This window comes from Streptococcus cristatus, assembly GCF_003943515.1.
Classification (GTDB): domain Bacteria; phylum Bacillota; class Bacilli; order Lactobacillales; family Streptococcaceae; genus Streptococcus; species Streptococcus cristatus_D.
This window is the reverse complement of record NZ_RJPT01000001.1, coordinates 494,482-518,618: the sequence shown is the minus strand read 5'-3', so window position 1 is coordinate 518,618 and position 24,137 is coordinate 494,482. Positions and strand designations below refer to the sequence as shown.

Genomic DNA, 24,137 nt, shown 5'->3' with positions numbered 1-24,137 from the left:
TGTCAGTTTCCTCCTCTTAGTCCGATATCTTCCTAAATTGACTGATAAAAAATCCATCGCTTCCGTATAATTCCGGCGTAATCAAGATACAGCCGTCTTTCACGATATCTTCTCTTTCATGTTCTAGTCTAACTTGCTCAAAATTTGGGTGTCTTTCTAGAAATTTCTTGACTACATCAAAATTCTCTGCAGACACAATCGTGCAAGTACTATAAGTTATTATACCACCTTTACGTAGACTTTGACAAACGCTGTCTAATATATCCAGCTGAATTTTTTGTAAATTTTCAAAATCAGCGTTTTCCTTATTGTACTTAATATCTGGTTTGCGGCGAATCAAGCCGATACCAGAGCAGGGAGCGTCCACTAGGATTTTATCAAATGCATTTGAACCAAAAGTCTCAAATACCTTGGTCGCATCCAGTTTTTTAGTGGTGATTTTATCTGCCAAGCCTAGACGTTCTGCATTTTGGCGAATCAAGTCCAGCTTATGGTCGTAAAGATCCAAGGCTGTAATCTGACCACTCGTCAGATAGGAAGCCATGTGCACAGCCTTCCCACCTGGCGCACTGCAGGCATCCAGAATCTGCTCATTCCCTTCAATATGCAAGGTTGGAGCAACCAGCTGACTAGACTCGTCTTGAATAGTAATCAAGCCTTTTTCAAAGAATTCATGACCAGCAAAATGGCCTTGTTTCTTGACCAAAGCTGAAGGAGCCAAGAGCGAATCGTCCGCACCCAAAACTGCTTTAATTTCTTCCTTTCGAGCCACATCCGTCACTCGAATGCTGGCCTTGTTGCGCTCAAAGAGACTAGCAAAGATGGCTTCCGCGCGTTCTTCCCCGTATTCGTCAATCAACACCTTGACCATCCAGACCGGCAGAGAATACTGGACTGAGTAGCGCTTGTTCTTGCGGTTGATAGTAGTCGGATCAGCTGCGCCTTCCCGCTCGATTTTCCGCAGGATGGCATTGACATATTTTTCACTACCACGCTTGCGGCCTTTGGCAATCTCAACAGCTTCATTGACGACAGCGTGCTGGGGGATTTTATCCAGATAGAGCATCTGGTAGAGGCTGAGCTCAAGCAGAATATAAAGCCAGTTATCTAGTTTATCCCTGTCTTCCACCCAATGAGCCAGTTGCCATTCCAGAGTAATTTTGCGAGCGACTGTTCCATAGATCAGCTCCGTAACCAAGCTTTTATCAGCTGAACTGAGAGCACTCTGTTTCAGAGCCTTGTTGAGGGCAATATTGGAATAAGCTCCTTCTTCAAAGACTTCTTTCAGGATTTCCAGAGCAAGCTCGCGGGCTCTTTTTTGCTTACTTTCCAAATTCATCACCTACCGCTAAGTTCCGGCCCAGACCGTTAAGAAAGTCCTTGATGTCCATCTTAGGCTTGCCGAATGGCTGCACCATCTTTAGAGAAAGGGCTCCCTGACCCGCCGCGACCACCAATTCTTTCTTATTGATTGTCAAGATTTCACCTGGACGACCGCTGCCTTTTACTTGGCTAACCTCGTAAATTTTGAAGCGCTGACCAGCTAAAAGGGTATGGGCCACCGGCCAAGGATTCATGCCCCGAACCTGATTGAAAATCTGACGACTGGTCTTTGTCCAATCAATCCGCTCTTGCTCTGGGCTGATATTCGGTGAAAAAGTCACCAACTCTGGATCCTGAGGCTGGGCTTGAATCTCTCCCGCTACATAGGCTGGCAAGACTTCTAAAAGAAGATCGCGGCCAATCACAGCTAATTTTTCAAAGAGAGTTCCGACATTATCAGACTCTTCAATGGCTGTTGCTCGACTGGCAATCATATCACCAGCATCCATCTCCTTGACCATCTCCATAATGGTCACACCCGCTTCTTGGTCGCCATTTATCAAGGCATAATGAATAGGCGCTCCGCCACGGTATTTTGGCAAGAGAGAGGCATGGACATTCACTGCGAAGTTAACACTGTCCAGCAAACGGCTAGGCAGAAATTGTCCAAAGGCTGCTGTCACGATGCCGTCAGCTCCTAAGTTCATAAGCTCTTCCAAGTCCGCGCTTTTAGCCAACTTTTCTGGTTGGTAAACTGGCAAGCTGTTGGCTAAAGCCACTTCCTTGACCGGTGTCATGCGGATTTCCTTTTTGCGCCCCACCGCTCGGTCTGGTTGAGTAACCACCGCTAAAATTTCATATTGTTCGCTTTCCAGTAGGCCTTTTAAGACCGTTGCTGAAAAGTCAGGCGTTCCCATAAAAATTAATTTCACTGTCATTTCCTCAAATCTGTCGCAGAAACCTGTCACCTGCGACTGTTTTTCTTTCTATTATATCAAAAAAGCGAGCAAAGCTGACAGCTCTCGCTCACTTTTGCCATCAGATAAAATTCTGGGGTTCATTATCAATACTGAGTCGCAGGTCCTTGTTTTCCGCTTGCTGCGTTAGTTCCAAGACCCGATTGAGCGTAGCTTGCAGGTCATCCTCAAAGCGATACTTAAGTAAAATCTGATAGTGGTAGAGATTGTGGGTTCGGGCAATTGGTTTGGGTGTGGGACCCAAAATTTGCACCTTGTCCGATAGGCCACTCCGTAAAATATCCATGACCTGATAAGATTTCTTGACTACCGTTTCCTCATCCTTGTGTGATAGGGTCAGCCCGACTGTATAGTAATAAGGAGGATAGCCCAACTGCCGACGGATTCCCATTTCATAAGCGTAGAAGCCTTCGTAGTCCTGCTTTCTGGCAAAGTCAATGGCATAGTGATGCGGGTTGTAAGACTGGATAAAGACTTGTCCAGCTTTTTCAGCCCGACCTGCCCGACCTGCTACCTGAGTTAGCAGCTGAAAAGTTCGTTCTGAAGAGCGAAAATCTGGCAGATTTAGAGCTGTATCCGCATTGAGGACACCGACCAAGGTCACATTAGGAAAATCCAAGCCCTTGGCAATCATCTGAGTTCCCAGCAGAATATCTGCCTGCCCCTGACCAAAGGCCTCTAGGATTTCTTCGTGACTGCCTTTCTTACGGGTCGTATCCACATCCATGCGCAGAATGCGAGCCTCTGGAAAGAGAGTCGTCAGCTCATCATAGGCCTTCTGCGTTCCCGTACCATAGTAGCGAATGCTGCGACTAGCACAATTAGGACAGGTTTGCGGAATGTCCTTGGTGAAGCCGCAGTAGTGGCAGTTCATGGTCTTGGTATCCATATGCAGGGTCAGAGAAATATCACAGTTGGGACAGGTGTCCACCGTGCCGCATTCCCGACACATGACAAAGCTGGAATAACCTCGCCTATTGAGCATGAGAACCGTCTGCTCACCCTTATTCAGACGATCCTGAATAGCTTCTAGCAAGACTGGAGTGAAATTACTAGCTTCATTTTGCCCGATGTAATCTCGGAAGTCTACCACTTGAACCTGAGGAATCTGCGCCAGCGGATTGGCCCGCTTGGTCAGCTGCAAAAAGTCATAGACTCCTCGGCTGGCTCTGGCCCTGCTTTCCAAACTCGGAGTCGCCGAACCCAGCACTAAAACAGCTTGATTGTAACGAGCTCGCAGGAGAGCAACCTCTCTGGCATGGTAGCGAGGATTGGAATCCTGCTTGTAGGAAGACTCATGCTCCTCGTCAATGATGATGGCTCCGATATTTGTCAAGGGGGCAAAGATGGCCGAACGAGCACCAACAACGACCTGAGCTTCTCCTCGCTCCACCTTGCGCCACTCATCGTACTTCTCACCATCAGATAGACCAGAATGCAAAATAGCTACCTTGTTACCAAAGCGCGAGATAAAATGATCGGTCACTTGAGGAGTCAGGGAAATTTCCGGCACCAGCATAATCGCGGTCTTTCCTTGGATTAGAGCCTCCTCAATCACCTTGAGATAAACCTCGGTCTTGCCACTCCCCGTCACTCCTTCTAGCAAAACGGGCTGAGCGTCAGCTTGGCCGATTTTTTGACAAATCGCAGTGACCGCGGCTGCCTGCTCCTCATTGAGAAGCAGTTTTTTATCCTGTCGCTCCTTTTGGAAATGCGCTGCAGACCGGCTGACCTCTCTCTCCTCTGTATGGAGAAGCTCCTTTTCTAAGAAAATGTTGACCACTGCAGGCGAAAAGAGCTTGCGTAAATCTTTGAGAAGACCTGATTGCGGATTTTCCAGCAGATAAGTCTGAAGTTCCTGCTGCTTTTTCGCTCGAGTAGAAGGCAGAAACTGAGTCAATTTCTCTCTATCCACCTGATACCAAATTTCTGTCTTGATATGCTTACGGTCCGTCGCTTGGTATTCCAAGCGAATCTTACCAGCCTGAGTCAAGCGCATGAGCTTAGACTGACTTTTCTTATCCAAATCAGAAAAACGAAGACTAGCTTCCTGATCGAAAATGGCCTGCCGCTCCTCAACCGAGAGCTGCTCCGTTGGATAAAGCAACTTGTCATAGCTGGAATTAAGAAGACTTGGCAACATGGCCTTCAGGATGGAAATTTTATAGGAAAAGACAGACTGGCGCAACTGGTCAGCTAACCAGAGCTGCTCCGCATTGAGAACTGGTCTAAAATCAAGAACTTCTGCAATATCTTTCAATTCTCCGATATGGCCAGCCAAATCTTCAGCTTCCTCATCGGCTAAGCCAACAATCAGCCCCTGAATCAACCGACCGCCCTTACCAAAAGGCACATGCACCCGCATCCCAGCTTCCAGCATTCCTGAAAACTCCTCTGGAACCGCATAGCTATACGGTTTGTCCGTCTGCATCAGAGGAACATCGACAATAACCTTGGCAACTTTCACACTCTCACCCCGCTTTCCCTAAACGAAAAATAAGATTGAGTAACCCCAACCTTAAATTTTCTCACCCTCTTCTTTTTCTTTGGCAATTTGTTCTTTGATCTTGCGCTCTTCTTCTTCTTTACGCAAACGTTCTTCTTCCGCACGACGGCGAACTGCTTCGCGTTTTCCTTCTGGATCTGGATGAATCACAACATTACCAGATTCAATTTCTTCCAAAGCACGTAGCGTTGATTTCACTGACTTGAAGTCCTGAGTTGGCTTAGCACCAGCTTCTAGCTCATGGGCACGCTTAGCTTCTAAGATAACCAAAGAATATTTTGACGGTACCTTGTCCAACAAGGTATCAATAGACGGTTTTAACATCATAACTATTTACCTAATTTCTAACTTTATTAACGGACGACTGCTTCATCCTTAGGAAGCATGTCTTGATAGTGACCGATAACACGGTCCACACGAAAATGCTCGGCTTCAATCACACGTTTCACACGTTCGGCTGCCAAAGGCACTTGGTCGTTGACAATAGCGTAGTCATACTCTCGCATCAAGGCAATTTCTTCTTTTGCTTTCTCAATCCGCTGAGCAATAACGTCTGCACTGTCTGTACCACGGCCAACCAAACGGTCTTTCAGCTCTTCCAAGTCTGGCGGAGTCAGAAAGATAAACACAGCATCGGGCACTTTTTTCTTGACTTGGAGTGCTCCTTGAACTTCGATTTCCAAGAAAACATCTATCCCCTTATCCAAGGTCTCATTGACATAAGTGAGTGGAGTCCCGTAATAATTGCCAACATACTCTGCATACTCGAGCATCTGCCCTTGACGGATCAACTCCTCAAACTCTTCACGAGTGCGAAAGAAATAATCAACACCATCAACTTCTCCAGGACGCTGCGGACGAGTCGTCATAGATACAGAATACTGAAACTGATTGTCCGTACTCTCAAAAATTTCCCGTCTTACTGTTCCTTTCCCAACACCTGAGGGCCCAGAAAAGACAATTAACAAGCCTCGTTCTGTCATCATATCTCCTTCACAGTCTTTCTATCTAGTGTAACAAAATTGCGCTCATATTTCAAGAAGATTCAAAGAGATTTCCTTGATAATCCTCCAGAATTCTGCTAGATTTTAGACGCTTTTATTCATCAAATAAGCCTTGAAGACTAGCGAAAGGACTATTGGCTTCTTTCTTCTCCATTTGCTGCTTTTGGTAGTCTTCCTCCGTCAGCACCTGCCAGTCATTTCCCGTAGGCATACTCGCACCAGCTTCCTCTTCAGGAGTCAAAACTTTTAGCGGAATATGAAGTAAAATATTGTCCGCCACACTGGCTGCCAGATCGATCACATCTCCCTCAAATGGTAGAACCAAATCATCTTCCAGCAAATCTTTTTGTACAGAGCCATCTTCGACAGAAGCAAAGACTTCATGAACCGTGTAGGCTTCCTCCCTATCAACTGGAGCCATACTGCGACTAGAAGCAAGGGTAATCTTGTAGGTCAAGGTGTAATCCAAAAAATAAAGCCCATTTTCATACTGAGCCTGACCTCTGGCCACGATCTTCTGGATATCTAACACTTCACGATTACGCTCTTGTAGCTCTTGCGCCAAATCAAACTCTTGATCAAACTGCAAGCCGCCAGCATTCTTCTTAATTTCTTGAATATTTAACATTTCAGCCTCGTTTTATATTATTTCTTTCTTCATTATATCATTTTCTCGACCAAATACCTATACCCCAAACAGCCAATGAAACAACTAAAAAGAAAATCTCTCAGCCAGCTAGACTGAGAGAAAACATGTTTTTCCTACAAAGGGGTTATTTTCGGAATTTGAACTGGCTGTAAAGACCAAAGACGATGATCCAAACAGCTGATCCGATTGCTCCCACTACCGTTGACTTTTGTAAGAAAAGAGTAACAAAGACAAAGGCAAAGAAGAGCATAGTCAAAGGATTGAGAAACTTGTAAGCTGGCATAAGATAACCATCTGCCATAAAATCTGGTGACTTACGATATTTGAGGTGGGCCAGCATGGTCAAACCATAGATGGCGATGTAGACACCAGATGAGGAAGCTGTAATCAGTGCAAAGGAATCTGACACTCCCGGCAGAATCTTGATGAAGGCTGCAAAGGCAATGACAGCCGCCGAAGCCAAAATCGCATTCTGCGGAACATTTTGCCGAGATAACTTCCCAGCTCCTATTTTCTCAAGAAAAGGATTGGGCGTATCATGGGCAATCTGATACAAATGGCGACCTGTTGAGTAAAGGGTCGAGTTCAGCGCGGAGGCCGCTGAGGTCAGAACCACGAAGTTAATCAAGGCTGCCGCCCATTTGAGCCCAGCTAACTTAAAAACGATAACAAAGGGAGAGTCAGCCGTTGCTAGTTTTTCCCAAGGAATGATGGCCATAATGGCAAGGAGAGAACCCCCGTAAAACAAGACAATCCGCAAAGGAATTTCTTTGATGGCCTTTGGCAAGACCGCCCGTGGATTAGCCGTTTCAGAAGTGGTAATCCCGATAAATTCAATGGCCTGATAGGCAAAGAAGACCATCTGGAAAGCCATGACAAAACTTACAAAGCCATTAGGGAAAAGCTGAAAACCTCGGCCAATATTCCCAAGACTAGCTACTCCGTGAGGCGTTTCAAAGCCTGTCAATACCATAAAGACAGCCGTTGCAATCAAAGCAATAATAGCTACAATCTTTATCATAGCAAACCAAAATTCGACCTCACCGAAAACTCGAACCGCTATCAGATTGACCAAGCTAAGAAGGGCTAGAAAGACAAGCTGAATCATCCAAGCTGGCCAGTCAGGAAACCAGTACTGCACATACTGGGCAACAGCCGTAATCTCAGCCATTCCGATAAAAATCAGAGAAATCCAGTAGGACCAACCAGAAAAATACCCCCAGCCAGTTCCCAAATATTTGGTAATAAAGTTGATAAAGGTATGCTGGTCAGGGTCATAATAGAGCATTTCCCCAATCGCCCGCATCATCAGATACATGAAAAGACCCGTCAGCATGTAAATCAAGATGATAGACGGACCAGTCAGACTAATCGAGCGCCCCGCCCCCAAGAAAAGACCCGTGCCGATGGTTCCAGCAATGGCTATAATCTGAACATGCCGATTTTGTAAGCCGCGTTCCATCCCGTTCTTTTCTGTTTTTTCGTTGTTTTTCAACTCATTTTCACTCATTCGATCATTTCCTTTCACAAATCGCTTTATTGTATCACAATTCAGACAATTCTGCTAGATTTTTTTATTTTATCTAAACATTTACTCTAGAAAGTTTATGTAAAAAAGCCAGATTCATAGTCTAGTAGAATCATTTATAACAGATAGGATAAAAACATTGTGTGTTGTTCTTATAAAGAGACTCCTAGCTCTAACTCCCTTACTTGTCTAGGATAAACATCCCTGTCATCCACACTTGTCGATAATCAGCAAACAAATTGCTGGCTTGGAAATTCCGTTCTCCCGTATCCTTATCATACAAACAAAAATCATCATCTAGATCTTCCGATTTTACAGCCTCAACGATGTCTTTTAAGAAATAGGTTTGGTTTTTCTTCATTGGTCAAAAGTCCCTTTCCATTCATAAGCCGGATAATCTCCTAGGCACTGATAGCCCAAGCTTTCTGCGACCTTTTTGGAGGCTTCATTGTGCGCATCCAATAGAGGAAAGAGTGAGCGTTTTTGAGCTTCTAAAATCATCTGGGCACCCAAGATTTTGGCCAAGCCCTGCCTTTGGTAGGCTGGCCTGGTAGCAATTTCAATCTCAAAAGCTCCATGATAGACCAATCCTGTCGATACGCCAGCGATGATGTCCTCTCCTGAATAAAGTAAAAAGCCAAAGCCACCCGCCGCTTGAAAATGGTCAAAACCGGAAAAATCACCCTGCAAATCTTGAGACCAGGCTTCCTCAGCCAAACGCTCATAACTCTCCTCATCAATCGGACAAAGATGGTAGTTTGCTGGTAGCCTGCGCTGCCATTTCTCCAAAGCATCTGTGTCAAAGGCAACCTTGTCCGCAAAAGCATAGCGAGTAAACTGGCCCAGCTCACTCTGACCATCCAGAAACTCTTGCCAGCTGGACTCCTCGGAGATAATGACCTTGTCAGCTAAACTATATTTTTTGCTAAATTCCTGCCACAAATTCGGATCCACCTGACCAGACGGAAAGATGAAATTTCCTAGTTGGTAAAGGCAGGATGTCTCAGGCGCATTCATAAAGAACTGCCCTAGACTAGCATCCAAACCGTAAAGTACCATATTTTTAGTCCAGGATTGGAAAAGGTTCTTAGCTTTTTTCATTGTTCGCATCCTTCATTCACTTACTTCAAGCTCCAACCACCGTCGATTTTGATAATCTCGCCCTGCATAGCAGCTGCCTTACCACTGGCTAGAAATAGGCTGACATCAGCCACTTCCTGAGGATCCAGCCAGCGCTTGATCGGCGTTTCCTCAGCAACCCAGTCTGCCAGTCCACCTGGCTCAAAATCCGCAGCAGTCATGGCTGTCTTAACAGCGCCTGGCGCCAAGCCAAAAACTTGGATATTTTGATCCGCATAGTCCAAGGCTATCTGCTTGGTCAGGCCAGCCAGAGCATGCTTAGAGGCTGTATAAGCAGCACCGCCGCCGCCAGCCAGAAAGCTAGCAATCGAGCACATATTAATGATGATACCAGACTTTTTCTCCAGCATTTTCTGCAGGTAAAAGCGGGTGATTTTCATGGTAGCGGTCAGATTGAGAGCAAAAATCTGCTCCCAGTCCTCGTCGCTGGTCTCGTGCAAGGGACGATAATCGTCCAAAATACCGGCCGTATTACAGAGAATGTCCACCTCAGGCAAGCTAGTGAAAAGTGGTGTCAAATCCTCTGTCAAATCCATTTTAAAAAAACGTAGTTCATTTAGAAACCCCGGATTTTCACTCTTGTCCACCCCATAAACGCGGTAGCCATTTTCCAAAAAGGTCAGAGCCTGAGCTCGACCGATACCAGAGCTAGCTCCCGTCACTAGTACCGCCTTAGTCATCCACTTCCACCCAATCTGTCGCGAGGACATCACAAGGAGTTGGACTCCACATGGAGAAGCCCTCCCCTTCGCCTGAAACATTGATGAGGAAATAAGGTGTCACCTCGAGAGCCACACCATTCTGCTCAATCGTATCAAAGAGCTGGACGTAGTTCTCTGCCCCACCCCAGCCTGTCCGCACATATTTTTTCTTGACCTTAAGGCCTGGTAAAATTTCTTCAAATGTCATGGTTTTCTCCTTTATTGTGTATAAACCTTGATTTGATAAGGTTTATGAACCTCTGAAATGAGGTAGTTTTTAAATTTGTTCACCTTTTTGTGGACTTACAAGTCATTTATGGCTTTTTCGTAGTATGAAACAGCCTCTTTTTCTTTGTCCTTGGATAGGTGACTATAGATGTCCATGGTCATAGCCAAGGTAGCATGGCCTAACCGGTATTGTAATTCTTTATAACTGATACCAGCGTTGAGCAATAAACTAGCGTGAGTGTGGCGAAAGGCGTGGAAGGTAAAGCGGGGTATTCCAATTTCTTTGCAGCGTCTATCCAGAGAATCTTGCCTTGTGGCCATATTCTGATATTCTTTGGTCGGGATAGCAAATACTACAGACGGAGCACGCGCCCCATCTTCTACGAATAGTTGTCGCTGCCTATTTTTGTAGAGCTTCAGCATATTGACTGTTTTCCGGTCAATGCTAATCACTCTGACCCCTGCTTTACTTTTAGGCGGGCCTACTAGATCCACCAGCCTATTATAATTCTTTGATATGCTGATGGTCGCATTCTCTAAGTCAATATCAGACCATTCCAGAGCCACAGCTTCCCCAAAGCGACAACCAGTCGCAAGCAGTAAGCTATACAGCACATAATCAAAATAATGACTGTATTTTTTAAATGCCAGCTTCTCCATATAGCCTAAAAGAGACTTCAAGTCCTCCGGAGCGATAAACTTGATTGCTTTACTCTCACGCTTTGGCTTCCTGGGCAGGATAATATCCCTCGCTGGGTTGAATGGCAAAAGCTGCAGTGAAACGCCATATTTTAAGATACGACTGTTTATCGAGTGAACCACACCAAAGTGAACCAAGCGACTTGATAAGTCATTGATGAAACTCTGGATATAACTAGCGGCCAGCTTATCCAATTTCATCTTTCCAAAAACCGGGATTAAGTAGCTATTCACCATTCTTTCTGTCGCTATGAAGGTTTGGGGTTTGACAGTCAGCCGGTAACTTTCTAGCCATAACTCAGCCAATTCTTGATAATTCTTCACCCGTACAGTTTTATGAACTGTTGACCCGTTCACTTTAAAGTCAAGCTGCGCGTGCTGGGCTTTGCTCTTGACCTCTTTTCTTGTTCGTCCCGTGATACTGGTCTTTACTTTCTTCCCTGTTACCTGATCCACTCCCAGATAGACACTTGCGCGGTACACGTTGCTACCGTCTTTCTTTTTGACTTCTGTTATTTTCATGATATACCTTTCCATCAGCAGGCAAGCTGTTATTAAAAAGATTTTAGATTGAATTAGGTTTATATCATGCTAGGAGTCACAAGAACCCCTCTATTTTCGATTTTAATGAGTTGGATGGTCAAATATACCAGAAAAGAAAACACGCGCTTAAACGGGTTTATATTGCGTTTTAAAACGTGGCATGTTTTGGGTGAATAATCTAGGTCAAAAAATGAGATCGTGAGGATATCAGATTATTTATCTGATAGGTGCTTGATTTGTCTTTCAAAGTCCGAGTTTATCTTTTGGGTTTTGTTAAACAGTTGATACTCTGCTTTTGCTTTATCTTTCGCAGCCTTGGAAGTGATCTTCCCATGACCTTCTAAAATATCGTATTCTTGGAAAGTCAAAAATCTGTCAATGCTTTGGGCTAGTTGCTGCATTGTCTGAGCTTTTCTTTGTTCAATTTGCCTTTCCAGGTAATCAAAGTAACTAGATATACCTCGTTCAAGGGAACGAATCTGTTTTTCTGTTAGATAATTCTTTGCTATTTGGGTATCTGATTGCAATATACGACCGTTAGGGGAGTTTTTCCATGTTGTAAGACCCATGTTGTCTTTTGTATGATCTGCTTTCGTGTAGATGATTTCCGCAGCAGTTTGGCCCGTAATTGCATAATGAAACTTATTCTGTACATCCGCATAGAATTGCTTAGTCAATGTACTTTGTGGATCATAGTCGATAGAGATTTCAGCGAAAATATCTGTAATCTGTAACCATATACGGCGCTCACTAGCCCGGATAGAGCGCACGCGCTCCAAGAGCTCACGGAAATAGTCTTTTTCCAGCAAGTTCTCGCCTTGCTTCAGGCGCTCATCGTCCATGGCGAAACCTTTTATCATGTACTCACGAAGTACCGAAGTAGCCCACTGTCTAAACCTCGTAGCTTTTTGAGAATTGACACGGTAACCAACTGAAATGATAGCGTCAAGATTGTAGTAAGTGACTAGGTAATTCTTACCATCGGTCGCAGTTGTTTCCATTTTGGAAATAACTGAATTTTCTTCTAATTCACCTTCTTCAAAGATATTTTTTAGGTGCTTACTGATTGCAGGAACACCGACATCAAAAAGTCTAGCCATTTCTTTCTGACTAGCCCAGATCGTTTCTCCTTTGATGATGACACTAGCTGTCTCGTTGTCGTTATCAGCGGTATAGATTAAAAACTGCAGTTCGTTCATGAGATCCTTTCTAAAAAATTATGAGCAGTTGAGTTACAAGCCTAATATGACGTTGAACTCCGAGCGAACGCCGAGAAATCACGCGCATTATGAGCGTTAAAGCTGATTTAAAAATTCTACTCTTTGCTATCGTTTTGGCATAAATAAGACTTGAATTAAAAATAGGCGAGAATTTTTTGTAAAGATTAGTAATAGATAGTGTACAGTTTTTTCTAACCTTCTAAATCATTAAAAATTACAGAATTACTAAAATCTTCATCCCCTTTTTTATAACCACTATTTTTGTATCCATATAAGTCAAATCTTATTTCTTTCCCTATTTTTTCTATATCTATAAAAACTGGATAAGAGACAGGTTGATCATCTAATAAAGTAAGGTTGGTAATAATTATATCTGAAAAATCGCTTTTTTTAATAATTTTATACCTTTTATACCAGTTGCTAAGAAATTTTTCTACTAGACTTCCTAAAGCGCTACTATCCAACTTCTTTATAAAAGCTTTGACATCTTGAATTGGCAATGAATTTCCTTCCATATCAGAGCGGAAGAAAATTAGTCTCATAGCCACTATTTTCTCATTATCCATAACAGGGGTTAATGCCCCATCAAATGACTTCCCAGGTATTCCATCGGTTTCTATACAACACTTATAAGTCATTAGTTCTGAAGGATTAAATTCTACATAATTATCATTTCTTTCAATAGAAAATGGCCTTTCTTCCATAATTTTCGCCTTGGATAATGAAACTTCAGATAAAAAATTGAAGATAATTTCTTCATTATAGACACTAAAAAAATCAGAAATAGAAATATCAAAATAATCTAGTAATTTTTCCAAAGTATCAAACTGTATACCTTTACTTTCATTATTCATTAATGAAGTTAATGTTGGACGTGACAACCCAGTCTCAATTGATAGTTTGTTTATACTGATATTATTTCTGTTTAATAACTCTTTTAAATTGGTTTGTATCATTTGATTACTCCTTATTCAGTTTATATTTTACAATACACCTTCAATTTTATCAAATGATTGTAAAAAATGCTTGACAATATTTTTTGATTTTTGTAAACTGTAGGTACATATTACAATTTTTTAATAAAAATGTAATGTATAGATTACAACAAAAAGGAGGGATGTGGATGAAAAATAACTTTCGAGTTCTTTTAGCAAAGCAACGTAAAAAAGTTTTAGACGTGCATAAAGCTACAGGGATTTCAAAGACTACACTTACTAGTTTGTACTATGAGCGTACAAAAAATCCTGAAGCAGAAACCTTGCTAAAGATTGCTGACTATCTAGGAGTCACACTTGACGAACTACTAACACCAGAAGAGTAAGAAAGGAGCCCCAATGAACCTAGTCTACATGGACGGCAAGAAAGAGCCGTATACAACCCACGAAATAGTGGCAGAGCATGCTGAAATAGAAATTATTTCAGTCAGAAAACTAATTGATAAACACAAAGAAGATTTAGAAGTCTTCGGGGTTTTGTCATTTGAAATCCATAAACCTGAAAAAGGATCATTAGGCGGACGGCCTAGAAAAATCTATCGCTTAAACGAACAGCAAGCGACTTTATTAGTGACTTATCTAGGGAATACCCGACCCGTTAGAAGCTTCAAGACAAATCTAGTAAAAGCATTCTTTGAAATGCGGGATGAGCTATCTCAGTTTAAGCTGCAGCGTGCTTTAGAGAAGCCAAAGCGCAAGACTTTACACGACAGCATAGAAAGCTGGAAGGAAGCTCCAAAACACGCGCATAGCACCATTACAAACCTTCTGCTAAAAGGCACTAGCGGCATGAATAAAAAGCAACTGATGGCAGCGCGTGGCGGTCTGACAGGGATCGATAGCCTGACTAGTGCCGAGCTTGTCAGATACCAAGCCTTAGAAGATATGGCTATTGCTATGATTAACCTGGGCATGACCTATCAGGATATTAAGTCTATGGTCTTCAGACCAAAAGAAAACGCACCACAAGGCGCGTGAGAGCAACAAAAAAGGCTTAGCAATAACCACACCGCAGAGCCTTTCACACTATCACTAAAACATAATAAACAAGCAGGCAAGCTGTTATTAAAAGGGTTTTAGTAAAGATTTATACCTAGATTATAGCATATCTAGGACACTTTGACCATACGGAGAGCGCCAACTCTTAAAACTGGAGAGAAAAAAGTATTAGGTGCCGGTATCGCCATTAGGTGTCTATGGATATGGGACAACCTAAACCACCCTAAGAAAATTTCACACAGCTAGACTATTATTTTGGCACAAGCTTACACGACCAGAGGGAAAACGATAAGTTTGGGGCGGTTATCCGCTGGGAATAGTCTAGGCTTGCAGAAAGAAGTATTGTACAAGGAAGCAGATAAGAAATAAGTCTTTTTATCACGGAAAAGCATGCTCATTGGCATAGCAATTACACAGAAAAAATCAAAAATAACGAGGTAGAACAGTATGTCAACAAAAACAACTTATGGAAATCTAACAAAAAACTTGGATAGAATCGCCGATAATTTGCACCAAATCGGAGAGCAAAACAACTTAGTCGATTTATCTTTGCTATCTGTTCAGTTAGGGGCTATCAAGGAGGATTTAGCCAGGTTGCTTTGGGTTGAATTGCCCGAACTGAATGACGGCAGCAAATTAGAGAAACTTTTTAATAAGTCAACGGGTATGTTTTTCAGCCCTGGCATTTTTGAAATTGACGCAATGAGACAGGCCTTTTTCAAGCGACAAGCTCAAGCATTCTTTACGTCAGAGGAGGAGCAACAGGCATATCTTACTTACACAGAAAAGCTATACTTAGGAGCTACTAAAACTTTTAAAGAAATCATGAAAGATACTAATCAAAATTTACCCAATTCTAGTTATCAAGAAAAACAGGCACGAAATATCGAGCAATTCACAGCAGATATCAGCAACAATGTACAACACAAGGAGTTATCAAAATGAGCGAGCTACTAGGTGCAATTTTAACACTACTACTGTTCTTTCTGGCCGGCGTATGTGCTGAGCTGTTTCACTCCTGGGCTATTGCTTACAGACGCCGAGGATATATCACCAAACGGCAACTCAGAAAGATGGAAAAATGGCTTGAAACAATGGAGGCCTGCCATGACAGAACTTGAAGAAAGAATTCTAAGACTGATACCCGTAGGGGCAGACGAGCCACGCGCAGGGCGGGATATAGCCAATGTGCTAGGGCTGGAGATGAGAGCCTTACGAGATCATATTCTCCGGCTTATCATTCGCTATGGTATTCCCATTGTGGCCAAACGTGGGGCAGGTAACGGCTACTATATCCCTGCTAATGATACCGAACGCCTAGCAGGTATCAGGGAACTAAAGGCTCAGTATGACACAGAAGGAAGGCGTCTAGATGTGCTTATCAAAGCTGATTTAGAAAGCTATAAAGAGCTGCTGAAGGGAGCTGATCAGAATGTTTAGTCTCAGCAAAGAAAGTGAATATGAACTAACCCATGGCGTTCTGGAGCTTGTGGAGAACTATCTAGAAGCGCGTGAGAAGGTCAAACCACGCTTAACGGGTCTAATCTCAGCCCAGCAAGCCATGGACGAACTGGACATAAAATATAAGACACTGCAACGGTGGGAAAATGCAGGGCTAAGACGATACAAACCACCGCTAGAGGATGCTAGAAAAGTGTATTACAGGGTTAGCGAACTTTTAAAATTTTTGGGGGTGGAAAATGGCAAAGACTAAAATCTATTTTTGGCTGAAAATTGACAAGAAATTTTTTGAGAATCTTTTTATCAAGCGGCTTAAAAATATGCCAGGCGGTTACACTATGACGGTGATATATATCCGCTTAATGCTAGAAAGCTTGGAAAGCGACTGTATTTTATATTACGAGGGATACCTTGAAACTCTTAAAGAGGAGTTGGCTCTAAAATTAGATGTGTCCGAAGATGATATCCAAATGACTATGACCTATTTTACAAAATGCGGACTCATTCAGATTGATGAAGATAAAAATGCAGAGCTAACACAAGCAAAAGCCTTGGTACAACAAGAAACTAATCATGCAGCTTATATGCGGAGTTATCGTAAAGAACAGCAAGAAAAAAGCAAAAATCTTACAATGTTACCCGAAGACCTCACAACGTTATCTATGTGTAAGACAGAGATAGAGATAGAGAAAGAGATAGAGATAGAGTTAGAAGAAGAGATAGATAAAAAAACTTCTGCTGCTTCTGCTGCTGAAATTTCTAGTTACTACCAAACCCGCATAGGAATTATAGACGGACAACAATATCAAATACTGACTGACTATCTCACTCTTGACGGTATGGAGCTAGAGGTTATCAAGACTGCCATAGACAAGGCTGCAGATAACGGCAAGCGATCTTTTAGCTATATCAATTCAATACTCAAGAACTGGAGACAGAACGGTATTAGAACCATGGTACAAGTCGAAGATGAACAGAGACAGTTTCAGCAAAAGAAACTAGGTCAGTCTGATGACGATATTCAAGACCCGTTTATCTACTGACGGAGAGGAGAATCAATGGAATTACTGAATACAGACCAGCTCAATGAAAAAATAAAGGTCACTGATGAGCTTTGCCCAATTCATCAGATTAACCTGGTACAATTCAAAAAGCCAGATGGTTATACATCACCCTACTGCATGGAATGTACTAGGGAGAACATTAAACAGACAGAGCTAGAGGGCGTAGAAAAAGCCCTAGGGCATGATCTGGACTCTTCAACCTATGACATGCTAGCGCGTGAAAGTACGGTGTCAAATGAGCTAAGAGAGGCTTCTTTTAGCACTTTCAAAGCTGAGACAAAAGAGGAACACGAGGCCAAGGAGTTTGCTATCAAGCAAGCTAGGCAGTACCTAAACGGTATGACAGGAAACACGCTGATTATGGGCAATCCAGGCACTGGTAAAAGCCATTTATGCTATTCCATGGCCAAAGCTATCAACGAGGGCTATAAGGCTAAGAATGAGCCTAAGAGCGTCCTCTTTGTCAGCATTGCTGAAATCGTCACGCGCATTCAGTCAGGCTGGCAGTATAGGCAGAGTGATTTTACAGAGTATGACGCCTTGAAGCTACTGACCGAGGTTGACTATCTCTTTATTGACGATCTAGGCTCAGAAAGCGTTATGAATAGCCGAAAAGATGAGGCCAATAACTGGGTACAGACCTTTCTTTTCAAGGTTTTTGATAAGCGGGAAACAACTATCATCAACACCAACCACAACGGCAAGGAGCTGGCCAGAATCTATAACGACAAGCTAGTTAGTCGAATCGGAAAACGATCAGAGGGAAATGTATATAACATGACAGACATCAAAGACAAGAGGATGAAGCGTAATTTTTAGCCAAAGAAAGGAGGAAGCTCGTGACAGAATCAACATACTTTGAACAAGCAGATCAGGAACTGGAGGAACTCAATCGCAAACGTGACGATTTTATGGCGGATGCAACACCAGTGTGTCTTGAAGATACGCCTAAACTGATTGAACTAGGTGAGAAGCTCCGGATGGAAGACGCCAGCATAAACGCCTATGAATTATACAGACACCCTGAAGCGCGTGCAAAGTTATTCGCCCAAATCGCGGAAGCCTGCTTCTTGCTGATTGCAGATAGTTCACCAGTAACAGTGCAGCCAACACAAGCACAGCGGATCCATTTTTGCGAGTACCTAGAAGGGCAGTTCCAGAATATCATTAAAAAGTTGATTGCAAGCACAGATAAGCAAGCTCTGGAGTCTTTACTTGAAGCCCTGCAACTGCCCAAAGAAAAACAAGCTCAGTTTATCCGTAATGTGGTAGCAAGCGGCTTACTCAGTGAAGAATAGCAGCAAAGGGGCATTGCCTCTTTCTGTGGCTTAATTGCTACTTATCCCAATAGATTTGGTTTTTTTACATGATAATTTGTAGTAGTGTGCAATTTACAAAACAAACAAATACTACATATTTGACGGTTTGACCTTTGAAATAAGTCAGCTATATCAAGGATTTTGACTGGTTCGAGCGTTCCAAAAAAAGGGTGCGGTAAGCGTTCCAAAAAAGGGTGTGGTAAGGGTTAGGTTGAATATTAAAAAAATGCTAAGATTAGGCTAAGGTTGCATATATAAAAAGTATAAGGTTAGTATAAGGTAGCATAGATCAAAGAGGCTAAGATTAGGCTAAGGTTACATTTTTAAAAGCCCTAAGATTGACCTAAGGTATTTATATTTTTTAGAGTCGTAGAATGTAAAGGTTTTGGTTAGGTACAGCTACTTTTTAGAACCATAGAACGGTAAGGTTTTGGTAAGGTATCTAACTTCTCCAATGGTGAGGTTTTGGCTAGGTAGTGGCAAAAATATGCCTAGAAAATGGTGGGGTTACATGTACCTGAACCTCGAGCGAACCCCGAGAAAGTGGCCACATCTCCCTATCATTTATCAAGCAGATAAGAGCAATAATAACCCTCCTTAACTCCCTGAGAAATGACAAGCAGATAAGCGGAGTTTTTAGCCATCTTATTTCGGATTTTCTCCTTGCAGAATGGTAGGCAGATAAGGACGACAATAAGCCTTCTTAATTGCTTACAAAACGATAGGGGGTTAAGACGAATTTAAAAGCTCTTTATTTTCGTTTTTCTCCTTGTCAAACGGTAAGGAAATAAGACAGGAAATAACATCGCTTATTTTGATTTTGCTCCCTGAAAAACTGTAAGGAGACTTATTAGCCTCCTTAATTTGGATTTTCTCCTTACAAAATGATAGGGAAATAAGAACTAAAATAACTCTCCTTATTTTCCTACAAAATGACAGGGAGATAAGAGCAATTTAAAAGTCTGTTATTTTGGATTTGTTGCTTACCAAATGATAAGCAGATAAGCAAAGAGATAACTTGCCTTAATTGCTTGCAGAATGATAAGTAAATAAGGGAGCTAAAAACGTCCCTTAATTGCCTATCAAACCATAAAGAGATACGTGGGCTAATCCCTTACCTACGAACTTGAAGCTAGAGCGAACATAGAGAAATAGCAAAATATCCCCTATCATTTATCAAGCAGAGAAGGAACAAATAACTTGCCTTATCTGTTTACAACATGCTCTCTGGTTCTGAAAAGTTCCTACATATTCCACCAATCGTTGAAAATACAAAAAGCCAAGGCGCTCCGCCTCAGCTTAATCGATTCATGCTTCAAAGATGAAATTATAGAGTTGAACAACCTTCTGAAAGCTTGGTGTGTCCATGGTGGTGATTTTTTTCGCCTGGCGTTCTCGAAAGTCGAAGGTGTAAAGCTGGAGCGGATTCACTGATCCGTCTACCTCAGAGGATAGGACAGGAACCAGCAAGCCTAGCTTTTCTAGTTTCTTCTGGCCATGCGTGACAGGGCAGACGGCAACGAAGCCAGTGCGTTCTGAGTATTCCTTACGAGATACCACCACAGCAGGGCGGCGCTTCTGTATCTCACGCCCGACAGATGGATCAAAGTCTATCCAGATGATATCCTGCTTTTCTGGGACATAGTTAGATTTCGCTGTCAAGTAGTTTCACCCCTTCAAAATCATTTTCCATACGGAGGTCAGCCGCTTCAGCGAATGGATCTGCAATCTTTGGAGCTAGGACGATCACATTATCAGCGCCTTTGTAAACGACCATTTCTTGACCTTCCGGGACATCAAGCGCCTTGGGAATGGTCACAGTCAGAGAGTTCCCAACTTTACGGGTTTTTACTGTATTCATTTCTTTTCTCCTTTATTTGTATATATCGAGTATATACAAAAACAGAGAGAAAAGCAAGCAAAAAGCCAGCCTTGCGACTGACTCCTTGGTATAGATTTGATAGATTTATTATACCATAAGAGGAGGCTAAGGCATGACACCAGAGCAAGTAAAAGTAAAGTTAGAAGGTATTAGATGGTTAGATAAAGAGATTCAGAGTTTGCAGTTAGAACTTCAGTATTTAGATCAAGGTTTATTTAAAAAATCAACTCTGACACAAACCAAAGTCCAGACTAGTAGAGTGAACAATACGGAGAATGAACTTGTCTATGTTTTGAAGTTGAAAGAAGATATACAAGAGAGACTTTCCAATCTAATCAATGAACGTTTAGAAACTTCTAAACTCATTGACAAGCTGAGCGATCCTCTTGAAAGGTCAGTATTGCGGATGTTCTATGTCAATCACTTGGAAATATGGAATATCGAAGACAAGATAGAAAAGTCAAAAACTACAATTTACAGGATAAAGAGTTCAGGAATAAAGAATCTTGCTAAGCTTACGAGTGATGGAGCTTCTAAACTTACTTAGCAAAGCAGCTTCTTCCGCTGCTTGCCTTTTGGCCAAATGCTTCAGGCTATCACTTATACTGTTCAACATTCGGAAACTACCCCCTGTTTTTTTGAACGGGGCTATATTGTTTCAGTTTTAAAGGAAGCGGCCTTTTCCGTGTGAAAAATTCCCTTTTTGAAAATTTTAAAGCAGAAAGAAATACGGTATTATTAGGCTTTTAAGTTGATTTTTTAGCTATAAGGCTACCCATTGACTAAGGATATTTATAAAAACAACCTAGTACTAACAAGTTCTTACACATTCCACCAGTTATCGTGAGGACGAAGCTACGCATGATCGAGCCGAGAGTGAACCAAGAAAGATTTTCATTTTTTAATTGAACAAGGAGCGAACAAAGAGGACTGCAAATATCGAGAGTAATAAAAGATTAATAATATCAAAGGCAGGGGCTATGGGCCTACCCTCTACTCTTTACGGCCTTCACACCAGCACTATACATTTTTTCACGGGACAATTAAGAAAAGGAGTGTACTTTTTACGGCCGATATGGACATAAGGATAAGAATAATTCTTCACAGATTTAGATTAAGAGGAAATATGATATAATCAAGATATAAAGGATAGAGGTTGAAAAGTATCCGCCTCCAACGCGCCACTTAGCTAGTGGGTCGAGAAATGCGGGCGACATTCGGCGGTCCCGCCTATCCTTCCTTATAGCTAGCCCTTAGAAACGATTCTAGGGGCTTTTGTGAGATAAAAAAATAAAGGTGACCCACCGCCTCCACAGCAAGCTGCTTCATGGGCGTTAGACCACCTTTATCTTAACTTAATTATAAGTTAAAAAACTAATTGACGCAAGAATATTAAGGGTATACCCTTTTGGGTAGTCGAAACAGTAAAAGGAACTGACTTAGGCGCCGACCTAAAATAGGTCATTGGGTGCCAAACCAGTTCCTTTATTTATTTAATTATACAACATTTTGATTAAAAATCCAAAGTAATATTGTAGTCTAGCAAAGTACTTGTTGTACTTTAGGAAGTGAGGCATGGTATAATAGCTTCAGGTAATAAAAAAGCACGTTTGACCGTGCTAGTTTCTTGCCTGCTGAACTCATCAAATTTCACGCCCTTTTTAGGGCTTTTTTTGTTCACCTTTTTGTGGACTCCTGAAGAATATCAAAGATGAACTAATATTGGTATTCTTGCTATAAACCGCTATAAATCACTGTAAAGAGACACTAAAGAATATATAAAATCATGGTTTTTCTAAATTTCTTCAAATGTCATGGTTTTCTCCTTTTGTTTATTGGTATTCATTTACGAATTTGCTGTTAGCAGTCATAGGTAAGTTAAAGCTTCTTCTCCATTTCCACAAAGAGGTGAATATCGCCATTGCTTTCCTGCGGAATGCGCCTCACCACTTCAAAGCCCATGTTGAGATAAAGCTGCTGGGCTCGGTGATTGAAGTCAGCCACGTATAACCTGATGACTTGGGGTGCAAAATTTTCTATGATAAAGTCCAGAATTTCCTGCAAGAATGTAGCACCCTGACCTTTTCCGCAGTGCTCCGGCTTCATCCCCAAACCAAGCTCCAAAATTCGCTCTCCTTTCTGCTCTAAGCAGAAAAATCCATAGAGTTCTCCTTCTCTCAGAACTTGATAATAACGGTCTCCACGCGCTTCTAGGGAGACCATTTCTTCATAATCCTCCAGGTCATTTTTCATGTCATAAAAATCATAAGGTGCCTCGTAATGCCAGTCCTTAGCAATTTCTAAAGCATGCTGCTGGGTTAATTGTTCAATCATCTCTAGTCCTCTTTTCTCTAAAATTTCCAATAAAATCGTTTTTGGTCTGCTTTTTCACTGCAGCCGAGGCTGCGATAAAATTCATGGGCTGCGGAGCGGGAAATGCCTGAATTAATCCGAATTCCTGTGTAGCCTGCAGCTTTTGCCTCTTCACGCAAAGCTTGCATCAGTGCTCTGCCATGTCCCTGCCCTTGAAAATCCTGAGCGACGGCCAAGGCCAAGAGATTGAGCAAGGACGGGAAATAGAGACAGTCGTAGCTAGCCGCATGAGCGTAACCTATGACCTGTCCATCTGCTTCAGCGACCAAAATCAAATGCTGGTCATTATCTAGCAGCCTTTTCAGTTGCCCCTCCGTCGCTTCCCTATCGAAATCATAGCCCAAGCACTCAGCATTGAGTCGCTGAATGGCTACGGCGTCTTCTAGCTTTATCTTACGAATCATCTGTCACCTCGTTCTACTCCTTATTATAGCAGAAAAGCAGTCTCTTTGACTGCTTTCAATAAACTATTCTCCTAACTGTTTCTTCAACCAAGACTCCGCCTCTTCTAAAGGCTGGTCTGTTAGGAGATCTGGCTGAATTGCCTCATTCGCATAAAGCTTGCCCGTGCGATCTAGGATACTCGAAGTAGTCAAGAGCAAAACCGCTCCATCATATAGTTGATAATAGTTATTTCCCGTAGTATAGCTTGCCGTTTGCTGACCAAATATTTTAACATTTTCCAGTCCCTTAAAAGCTAAAACAGTCATCTCTCCTGAGCTACCTGTCTTCCCATTGGTAAGGACAGCTATTGGCACTTTCTTTGCTTTCTCATCAGTCTGCTCCAGACCAAGCTGCTTCAGAACATCTGATCGAGAAACCGCACTCTTGCTTCCATTTTTATAAACGAATTGGAAGAGATCTTCATCAGGTAAAATAGAGGACAATCCAGCAATCATCGGATACATATTCCCGCCAGTATTGTCTCTCAAATCCACAAGAACCGCCTGATAGTCATCCTTTTTAAGAGCTGCTGACAGTTTCTTGGCATAAGCCTCCGCTGCCTGCGCATCACCTGTGAAAGCAGGAACTTTTAAATAGAGAATTCCCTCCCGATTTTGCACTTCAGGCTGATTTTTGCTTGCTGGACTATTTTCAGGACTATCCTGTGGACTTAAAAAATAAGAATGCTTTCCGCCAGCCTCTTTGGTTAATTTTTCCAAGACAGGATAGGTGTCTTGATAAGTCTTGGCTGATTCAAGCTTCTCTAAGGCTTTCTTTTTCTCATTTTCCCAATCTTTGTCAGTATAAAGACCAAAATCAAGCTTTCTTACGACCGATCGAGCGTAGTCCTGCGGACTAGGTGGAAAAAGAAAAATACCATAATCTGGACCAAAATAGGCTAGAAAACCTATTAACAAGACAATCAAAGCCAGTACTGTTCCCAAGCAACCTAAAAGGATTTTTTTCATCATCGCACACCTTCCTAGTTAGGATTCCTGAGCAAATTATAGCAAAATAGAGACCTGTTTTCCACGTCTCTACCTTACATTTATAATAGGCAATCTTACATTTTTGTAAGATTA

Annotated in this window: 26 protein-coding genes and 2 pseudogenes; 9 read left to right on the top strand and 19 right to left on the bottom strand. The window is 42.3% G+C overall.

The window, feature by feature from the left end:
• Positions 1-16 precede the first annotated feature (16 nt).
• From rsmB to D8791_RS02700, 14 genes and pseudogenes are all read right to left on the bottom strand, one after another.
• Entirely contained in the window at positions 17-1,333 is a 1,317-nt protein-coding gene (rsmB, locus tag D8791_RS02765) for a 16S rRNA (cytosine(967)-C(5))-methyltransferase RsmB (RefSeq protein WP_185760540.1), read from the bottom strand.
• A complete protein-coding gene (gene fmt, locus D8791_RS02760) occupies positions 1,323-2,261 on the bottom strand; it encodes a methionyl-tRNA formyltransferase (protein ID WP_125446166.1) in 939 nt (312 codons plus the stop codon). The genes rsmB and fmt overlap by 11 nt, the downstream gene beginning before the upstream one ends.
• Positions 2,262-2,361: 100 nt before the next feature.
• Positions 2,362-4,767, bottom strand: a complete 2,406-nt coding sequence (locus D8791_RS02755; RefSeq protein ID WP_125446165.1) for a primosomal protein N' — start codon at positions 4,765-4,767, stop codon at positions 2,362-2,364.
• 51 nt (positions 4,768-4,818) lie between these two features.
• Positions 4,819-5,133 (bottom strand): DNA-directed RNA polymerase subunit omega, encoded by a 315-nt coding sequence (rpoZ, locus tag D8791_RS02750; protein WP_005590937.1) that lies wholly within the window; start codon positions 5,131-5,133, stop codon positions 4,819-4,821.
• A 26-nt stretch (positions 5,134-5,159) separates the two neighbouring features.
• The gene (gmk, locus tag D8791_RS02745) at positions 5,160-5,792 is read right to left on the bottom strand and encodes a guanylate kinase (protein ID WP_005590938.1); all 633 of its coding nucleotides are present in this window, start codon (positions 5,790-5,792) and stop codon (positions 5,160-5,162) included.
• A gap of 112 nt (positions 5,793-5,904) precedes the next feature.
• Complete coding sequence (locus D8791_RS02740) at positions 5,905-6,438, bottom strand: DUF177 domain-containing protein (RefSeq protein ID WP_125371540.1); 534 nt, start codon at positions 6,436-6,438, stop codon at positions 5,905-5,907.
• A 145-nt stretch (positions 6,439-6,583) separates the two neighbouring features.
• A complete protein-coding gene (locus tag D8791_RS02735) occupies positions 6,584-7,969 on the bottom strand; it encodes an amino acid permease (protein WP_185760539.1) in 1,386 nt (461 codons plus the stop codon).
• Between the two features lie 185 nt (positions 7,970-8,154).
• Positions 8,155-8,348: pseudogene (locus tag D8791_RS02730) on the bottom strand (DUF7716 domain-containing protein); the annotation flags it as partial.
• Positions 8,345-9,088, bottom strand: coding sequence for a GNAT family N-acetyltransferase (locus tag D8791_RS02725; RefSeq protein WP_125446163.1), 744 nt, complete (start codon positions 9,086-9,088; stop codon positions 8,345-8,347). The pseudogene D8791_RS02730 and the gene D8791_RS02725, both read right to left, overlap by 4 nt.
• A gap of 20 nt (positions 9,089-9,108) precedes the next feature.
• Positions 9,109-9,807, bottom strand: a complete 699-nt coding sequence (locus tag D8791_RS02720) for a 3-oxoacyl-ACP reductase (protein WP_125446162.1) — start codon at positions 9,805-9,807, stop codon at positions 9,109-9,111.
• Positions 9,800-10,036, bottom strand: coding sequence for a DUF2829 domain-containing protein (locus D8791_RS02715; RefSeq protein ID WP_125446161.1), 237 nt, complete (start codon positions 10,034-10,036; stop codon positions 9,800-9,802). The genes D8791_RS02720 and D8791_RS02715 overlap by 8 nt, the downstream gene beginning before the upstream one ends.
• A 95-nt stretch (positions 10,037-10,131) precedes the next feature.
• Positions 10,132-11,277 carry a tyrosine-type recombinase/integrase gene (locus tag D8791_RS02710; RefSeq protein WP_125446160.1) on the bottom strand — a complete coding sequence of 382 codons (1,146 nt, stop codon included), beginning with the start codon at positions 11,275-11,277 and terminating at the stop codon, positions 10,132-10,134.
• 233 nt (positions 11,278-11,510) lie between these two features.
• Positions 11,511-12,497: a RhuM family protein gene (rhuM, locus tag D8791_RS02705; RefSeq protein ID WP_125446159.1), complete on the bottom strand. Its 987-nt coding sequence runs from the start codon at positions 12,495-12,497 to the stop codon at positions 11,511-11,513.
• A 212-nt stretch (positions 12,498-12,709) separates the two neighbouring features.
• Positions 12,710-13,474 (bottom strand): helix-turn-helix domain-containing protein, encoded by a 765-nt coding sequence (locus D8791_RS02700; protein WP_125446158.1) that lies wholly within the window; start codon positions 13,472-13,474, stop codon positions 12,710-12,712.
• Positions 13,475-13,641: 167 nt separating this feature from the next.
• On the opposite strand from D8791_RS02700, the gene D8791_RS02695 reads away from it, so the two are divergent.
• From D8791_RS02695 to D8791_RS02655, 8 genes are all read left to right on the top strand, one after another.
• Positions 13,642-13,839, top strand: coding sequence for a helix-turn-helix domain-containing protein (locus D8791_RS02695; RefSeq protein ID WP_125446157.1), 198 nt, complete (start codon positions 13,642-13,644; stop codon positions 13,837-13,839).
• 13 nt (positions 13,840-13,852) lie between these two features.
• On the top strand, positions 13,853-14,491 hold the full coding sequence (locus tag D8791_RS02690) for a Rha family transcriptional regulator (protein WP_125446156.1): 639 nt from the start codon (positions 13,853-13,855) through the stop codon (positions 14,489-14,491).
• Positions 14,492-14,959: 468 nt separating this feature from the next.
• Positions 14,960-15,457, top strand: coding sequence for a hypothetical protein (locus D8791_RS02685; protein WP_125446155.1), 498 nt, complete (start codon positions 14,960-14,962; stop codon positions 15,455-15,457).
• Positions 15,458-15,619: 162 nt separating this feature from the next.
• Positions 15,620-15,952 carry a DNA-binding protein gene (locus tag D8791_RS02675; protein WP_125446153.1) on the top strand — a complete coding sequence of 111 codons (333 nt, stop codon included), beginning with the start codon at positions 15,620-15,622 and terminating at the stop codon, positions 15,950-15,952.
• Complete coding sequence (locus D8791_RS02670) at positions 15,945-16,226, top strand: XRE family transcriptional regulator (protein WP_125446152.1); 282 nt, start codon at positions 15,945-15,947, stop codon at positions 16,224-16,226. The genes D8791_RS02675 and D8791_RS02670 overlap by 8 nt, the downstream gene beginning before the upstream one ends.
• Complete coding sequence (locus D8791_RS02665) at positions 16,213-17,016, top strand: putative phage replisome organizer (protein ID WP_125446151.1); 804 nt, start codon at positions 16,213-16,215, stop codon at positions 17,014-17,016. Before D8791_RS02670 ends, D8791_RS02665 begins: the two co-directional genes overlap by 14 nt.
• A 15-nt stretch (positions 17,017-17,031) precedes the next feature.
• Positions 17,032-17,856, top strand: coding sequence for an ATP-binding protein (locus tag D8791_RS02660; RefSeq protein WP_125446150.1), 825 nt, complete (start codon positions 17,032-17,034; stop codon positions 17,854-17,856).
• Positions 17,857-17,876: 20 nt separating this feature from the next.
• Positions 17,877-18,335 (top strand): hypothetical protein, encoded by a 459-nt coding sequence (locus D8791_RS02655; RefSeq protein ID WP_125446149.1) that lies wholly within the window; start codon positions 17,877-17,879, stop codon positions 18,333-18,335.
• Positions 18,336-19,664: 1,329 nt separating this feature from the next.
• Here D8791_RS02655 and D8791_RS02645 read toward each other — a convergent pair.
• Together D8791_RS02645 and mazE are read right to left on the bottom strand one after the other, a co-directional pair.
• Positions 19,665-20,018 (bottom strand): type II toxin-antitoxin system PemK/MazF family toxin, encoded by a 354-nt coding sequence (locus tag D8791_RS02645; RefSeq protein ID WP_125446148.1) that lies wholly within the window; start codon positions 20,016-20,018, stop codon positions 19,665-19,667.
• Positions 20,002-20,217, bottom strand: coding sequence for a type II toxin-antitoxin system PemI/MazE family antitoxin (mazE, locus tag D8791_RS02640; protein ID WP_125446147.1), 216 nt, complete (start codon positions 20,215-20,217; stop codon positions 20,002-20,004). The genes D8791_RS02645 and mazE overlap by 17 nt, the downstream gene beginning before the upstream one ends.
• Before the next feature lie 133 nt (positions 20,218-20,350).
• On the opposite strand from mazE, the gene D8791_RS02635 reads away from it, so the two are divergent.
• Positions 20,351-20,785: a DUF1492 domain-containing protein gene (locus D8791_RS02635; protein WP_125446146.1), complete on the top strand. Its 435-nt coding sequence runs from the start codon at positions 20,351-20,353 to the stop codon at positions 20,783-20,785.
• A 1,331-nt stretch (positions 20,786-22,116) separates the two neighbouring features.
• On the opposite strand, the gene D8791_RS02630 is transcribed toward D8791_RS02635, so the two are convergent.
• The 3 genes and pseudogenes from D8791_RS02630 to D8791_RS02620 all read right to left on the bottom strand — a co-directional run bounded on the left by D8791_RS02630 (position 22,117) and on the right by D8791_RS02620 (position 24,088).
• Positions 22,117-22,572: a GNAT family N-acetyltransferase gene (locus D8791_RS02630; RefSeq protein ID WP_125446145.1), complete on the bottom strand. Its 456-nt coding sequence runs from the start codon at positions 22,570-22,572 to the stop codon at positions 22,117-22,119.
• A gap of 17 nt (positions 22,573-22,589) precedes the next feature.
• A complete protein-coding gene (locus tag D8791_RS02625) occupies positions 22,590-23,015 on the bottom strand; it encodes a GNAT family N-acetyltransferase (protein ID WP_125446144.1) in 426 nt (141 codons plus the stop codon).
• Positions 23,016-23,078: 63 nt separating this feature from the next.
• Positions 23,079-24,088, bottom strand: a pseudogene (locus D8791_RS02620) (S41 family peptidase).
• Positions 24,089-24,137 lie beyond the last annotated feature (49 nt).

Coding starts and splice junctions, on each gene's coding strand:
- D8791_RS02630 (WP_125446145.1), bottom strand. CDS start 22,572: ATGATTGAACAATTAACCCAGCAGCATGCTTTAGAAATTGCTAAGGAC.
- D8791_RS02710 (WP_125446160.1), bottom strand. CDS start 11,277: ATGAAAATAACAGAAGTCAAAAAGAAAGACGGTAGCAACGTGTACCGC.
- rpoZ (WP_005590937.1), bottom strand. CDS start 5,133: ATGATGTTAAAACCGTCTATTGATACCTTGTTGGACAAGGTACCGTCA.
- D8791_RS02660 (WP_125446150.1), top strand. CDS start 17,032: ATGGAATTACTGAATACAGACCAGCTCAATGAAAAAATAAAGGTCACT.
- D8791_RS02725 (WP_125446163.1), bottom strand. CDS start 9,088: ATGAAAAAAGCTAAGAACCTTTTCCAATCCTGGACTAAAAATATGGTA.
- D8791_RS02740 (WP_125371540.1), bottom strand. CDS start 6,438: ATGTTAAATATTCAAGAAATTAAGAAGAATGCTGGCGGCTTGCAGTTT.
- D8791_RS02685 (WP_125446155.1), top strand. CDS start 14,960: ATGTCAACAAAAACAACTTATGGAAATCTAACAAAAAACTTGGATAGA.
- D8791_RS02625 (WP_125446144.1), bottom strand. CDS start 23,015: ATGATTCGTAAGATAAAGCTAGAAGACGCCGTAGCCATTCAGCGACTC.
- mazE (WP_125446147.1), bottom strand. CDS start 20,217: ATGAATACAGTAAAAACCCGTAAAGTTGGGAACTCTCTGACTGTGACC.
- D8791_RS02715 (WP_125446161.1), bottom strand. CDS start 10,036: ATGACATTTGAAGAAATTTTACCAGGCCTTAAGGTCAAGAAAAAATAT.
- D8791_RS02690 (WP_125446156.1), top strand. CDS start 13,853: ATGAACCTAGTCTACATGGACGGCAAGAAAGAGCCGTATACAACCCAC.
- D8791_RS02635 (WP_125446146.1), top strand. CDS start 20,351: ATGACACCAGAGCAAGTAAAAGTAAAGTTAGAAGGTATTAGATGGTTA.
- D8791_RS02695 (WP_125446157.1), top strand. CDS start 13,642: ATGAAAAATAACTTTCGAGTTCTTTTAGCAAAGCAACGTAAAAAAGTT.
- D8791_RS02720 (WP_125446162.1), bottom strand. CDS start 9,807: ATGACTAAGGCGGTACTAGTGACGGGAGCTAGCTCTGGTATCGGTCGA.
- D8791_RS02700 (WP_125446158.1), bottom strand. CDS start 13,474: ATGATACAAACCAATTTAAAAGAGTTATTAAACAGAAATAATATCAGT.
- D8791_RS02735 (WP_185760539.1), bottom strand. CDS start 7,969: ATGAGTGAAAATGAGTTGAAAAACAACGAAAAAACAGAAAAGAACGGG.
- D8791_RS02670 (WP_125446152.1), top strand. CDS start 15,945: ATGTTTAGTCTCAGCAAAGAAAGTGAATATGAACTAACCCATGGCGTT.
- D8791_RS02675 (WP_125446153.1), top strand. CDS start 15,620: ATGACAGAACTTGAAGAAAGAATTCTAAGACTGATACCCGTAGGGGCA.
- D8791_RS02665 (WP_125446151.1), top strand. CDS start 16,213: ATGGCAAAGACTAAAATCTATTTTTGGCTGAAAATTGACAAGAAATTT.
- fmt (WP_125446166.1), bottom strand. CDS start 2,261: ATGACAGTGAAATTAATTTTTATGGGAACGCCTGACTTTTCAGCAACG.
- gmk (WP_005590938.1), bottom strand. CDS start 5,792: ATGATGACAGAACGAGGCTTGTTAATTGTCTTTTCTGGGCCCTCAGGT.
- rhuM (WP_125446159.1), bottom strand. CDS start 12,497: ATGAACGAACTGCAGTTTTTAATCTATACCGCTGATAACGACAACGAG.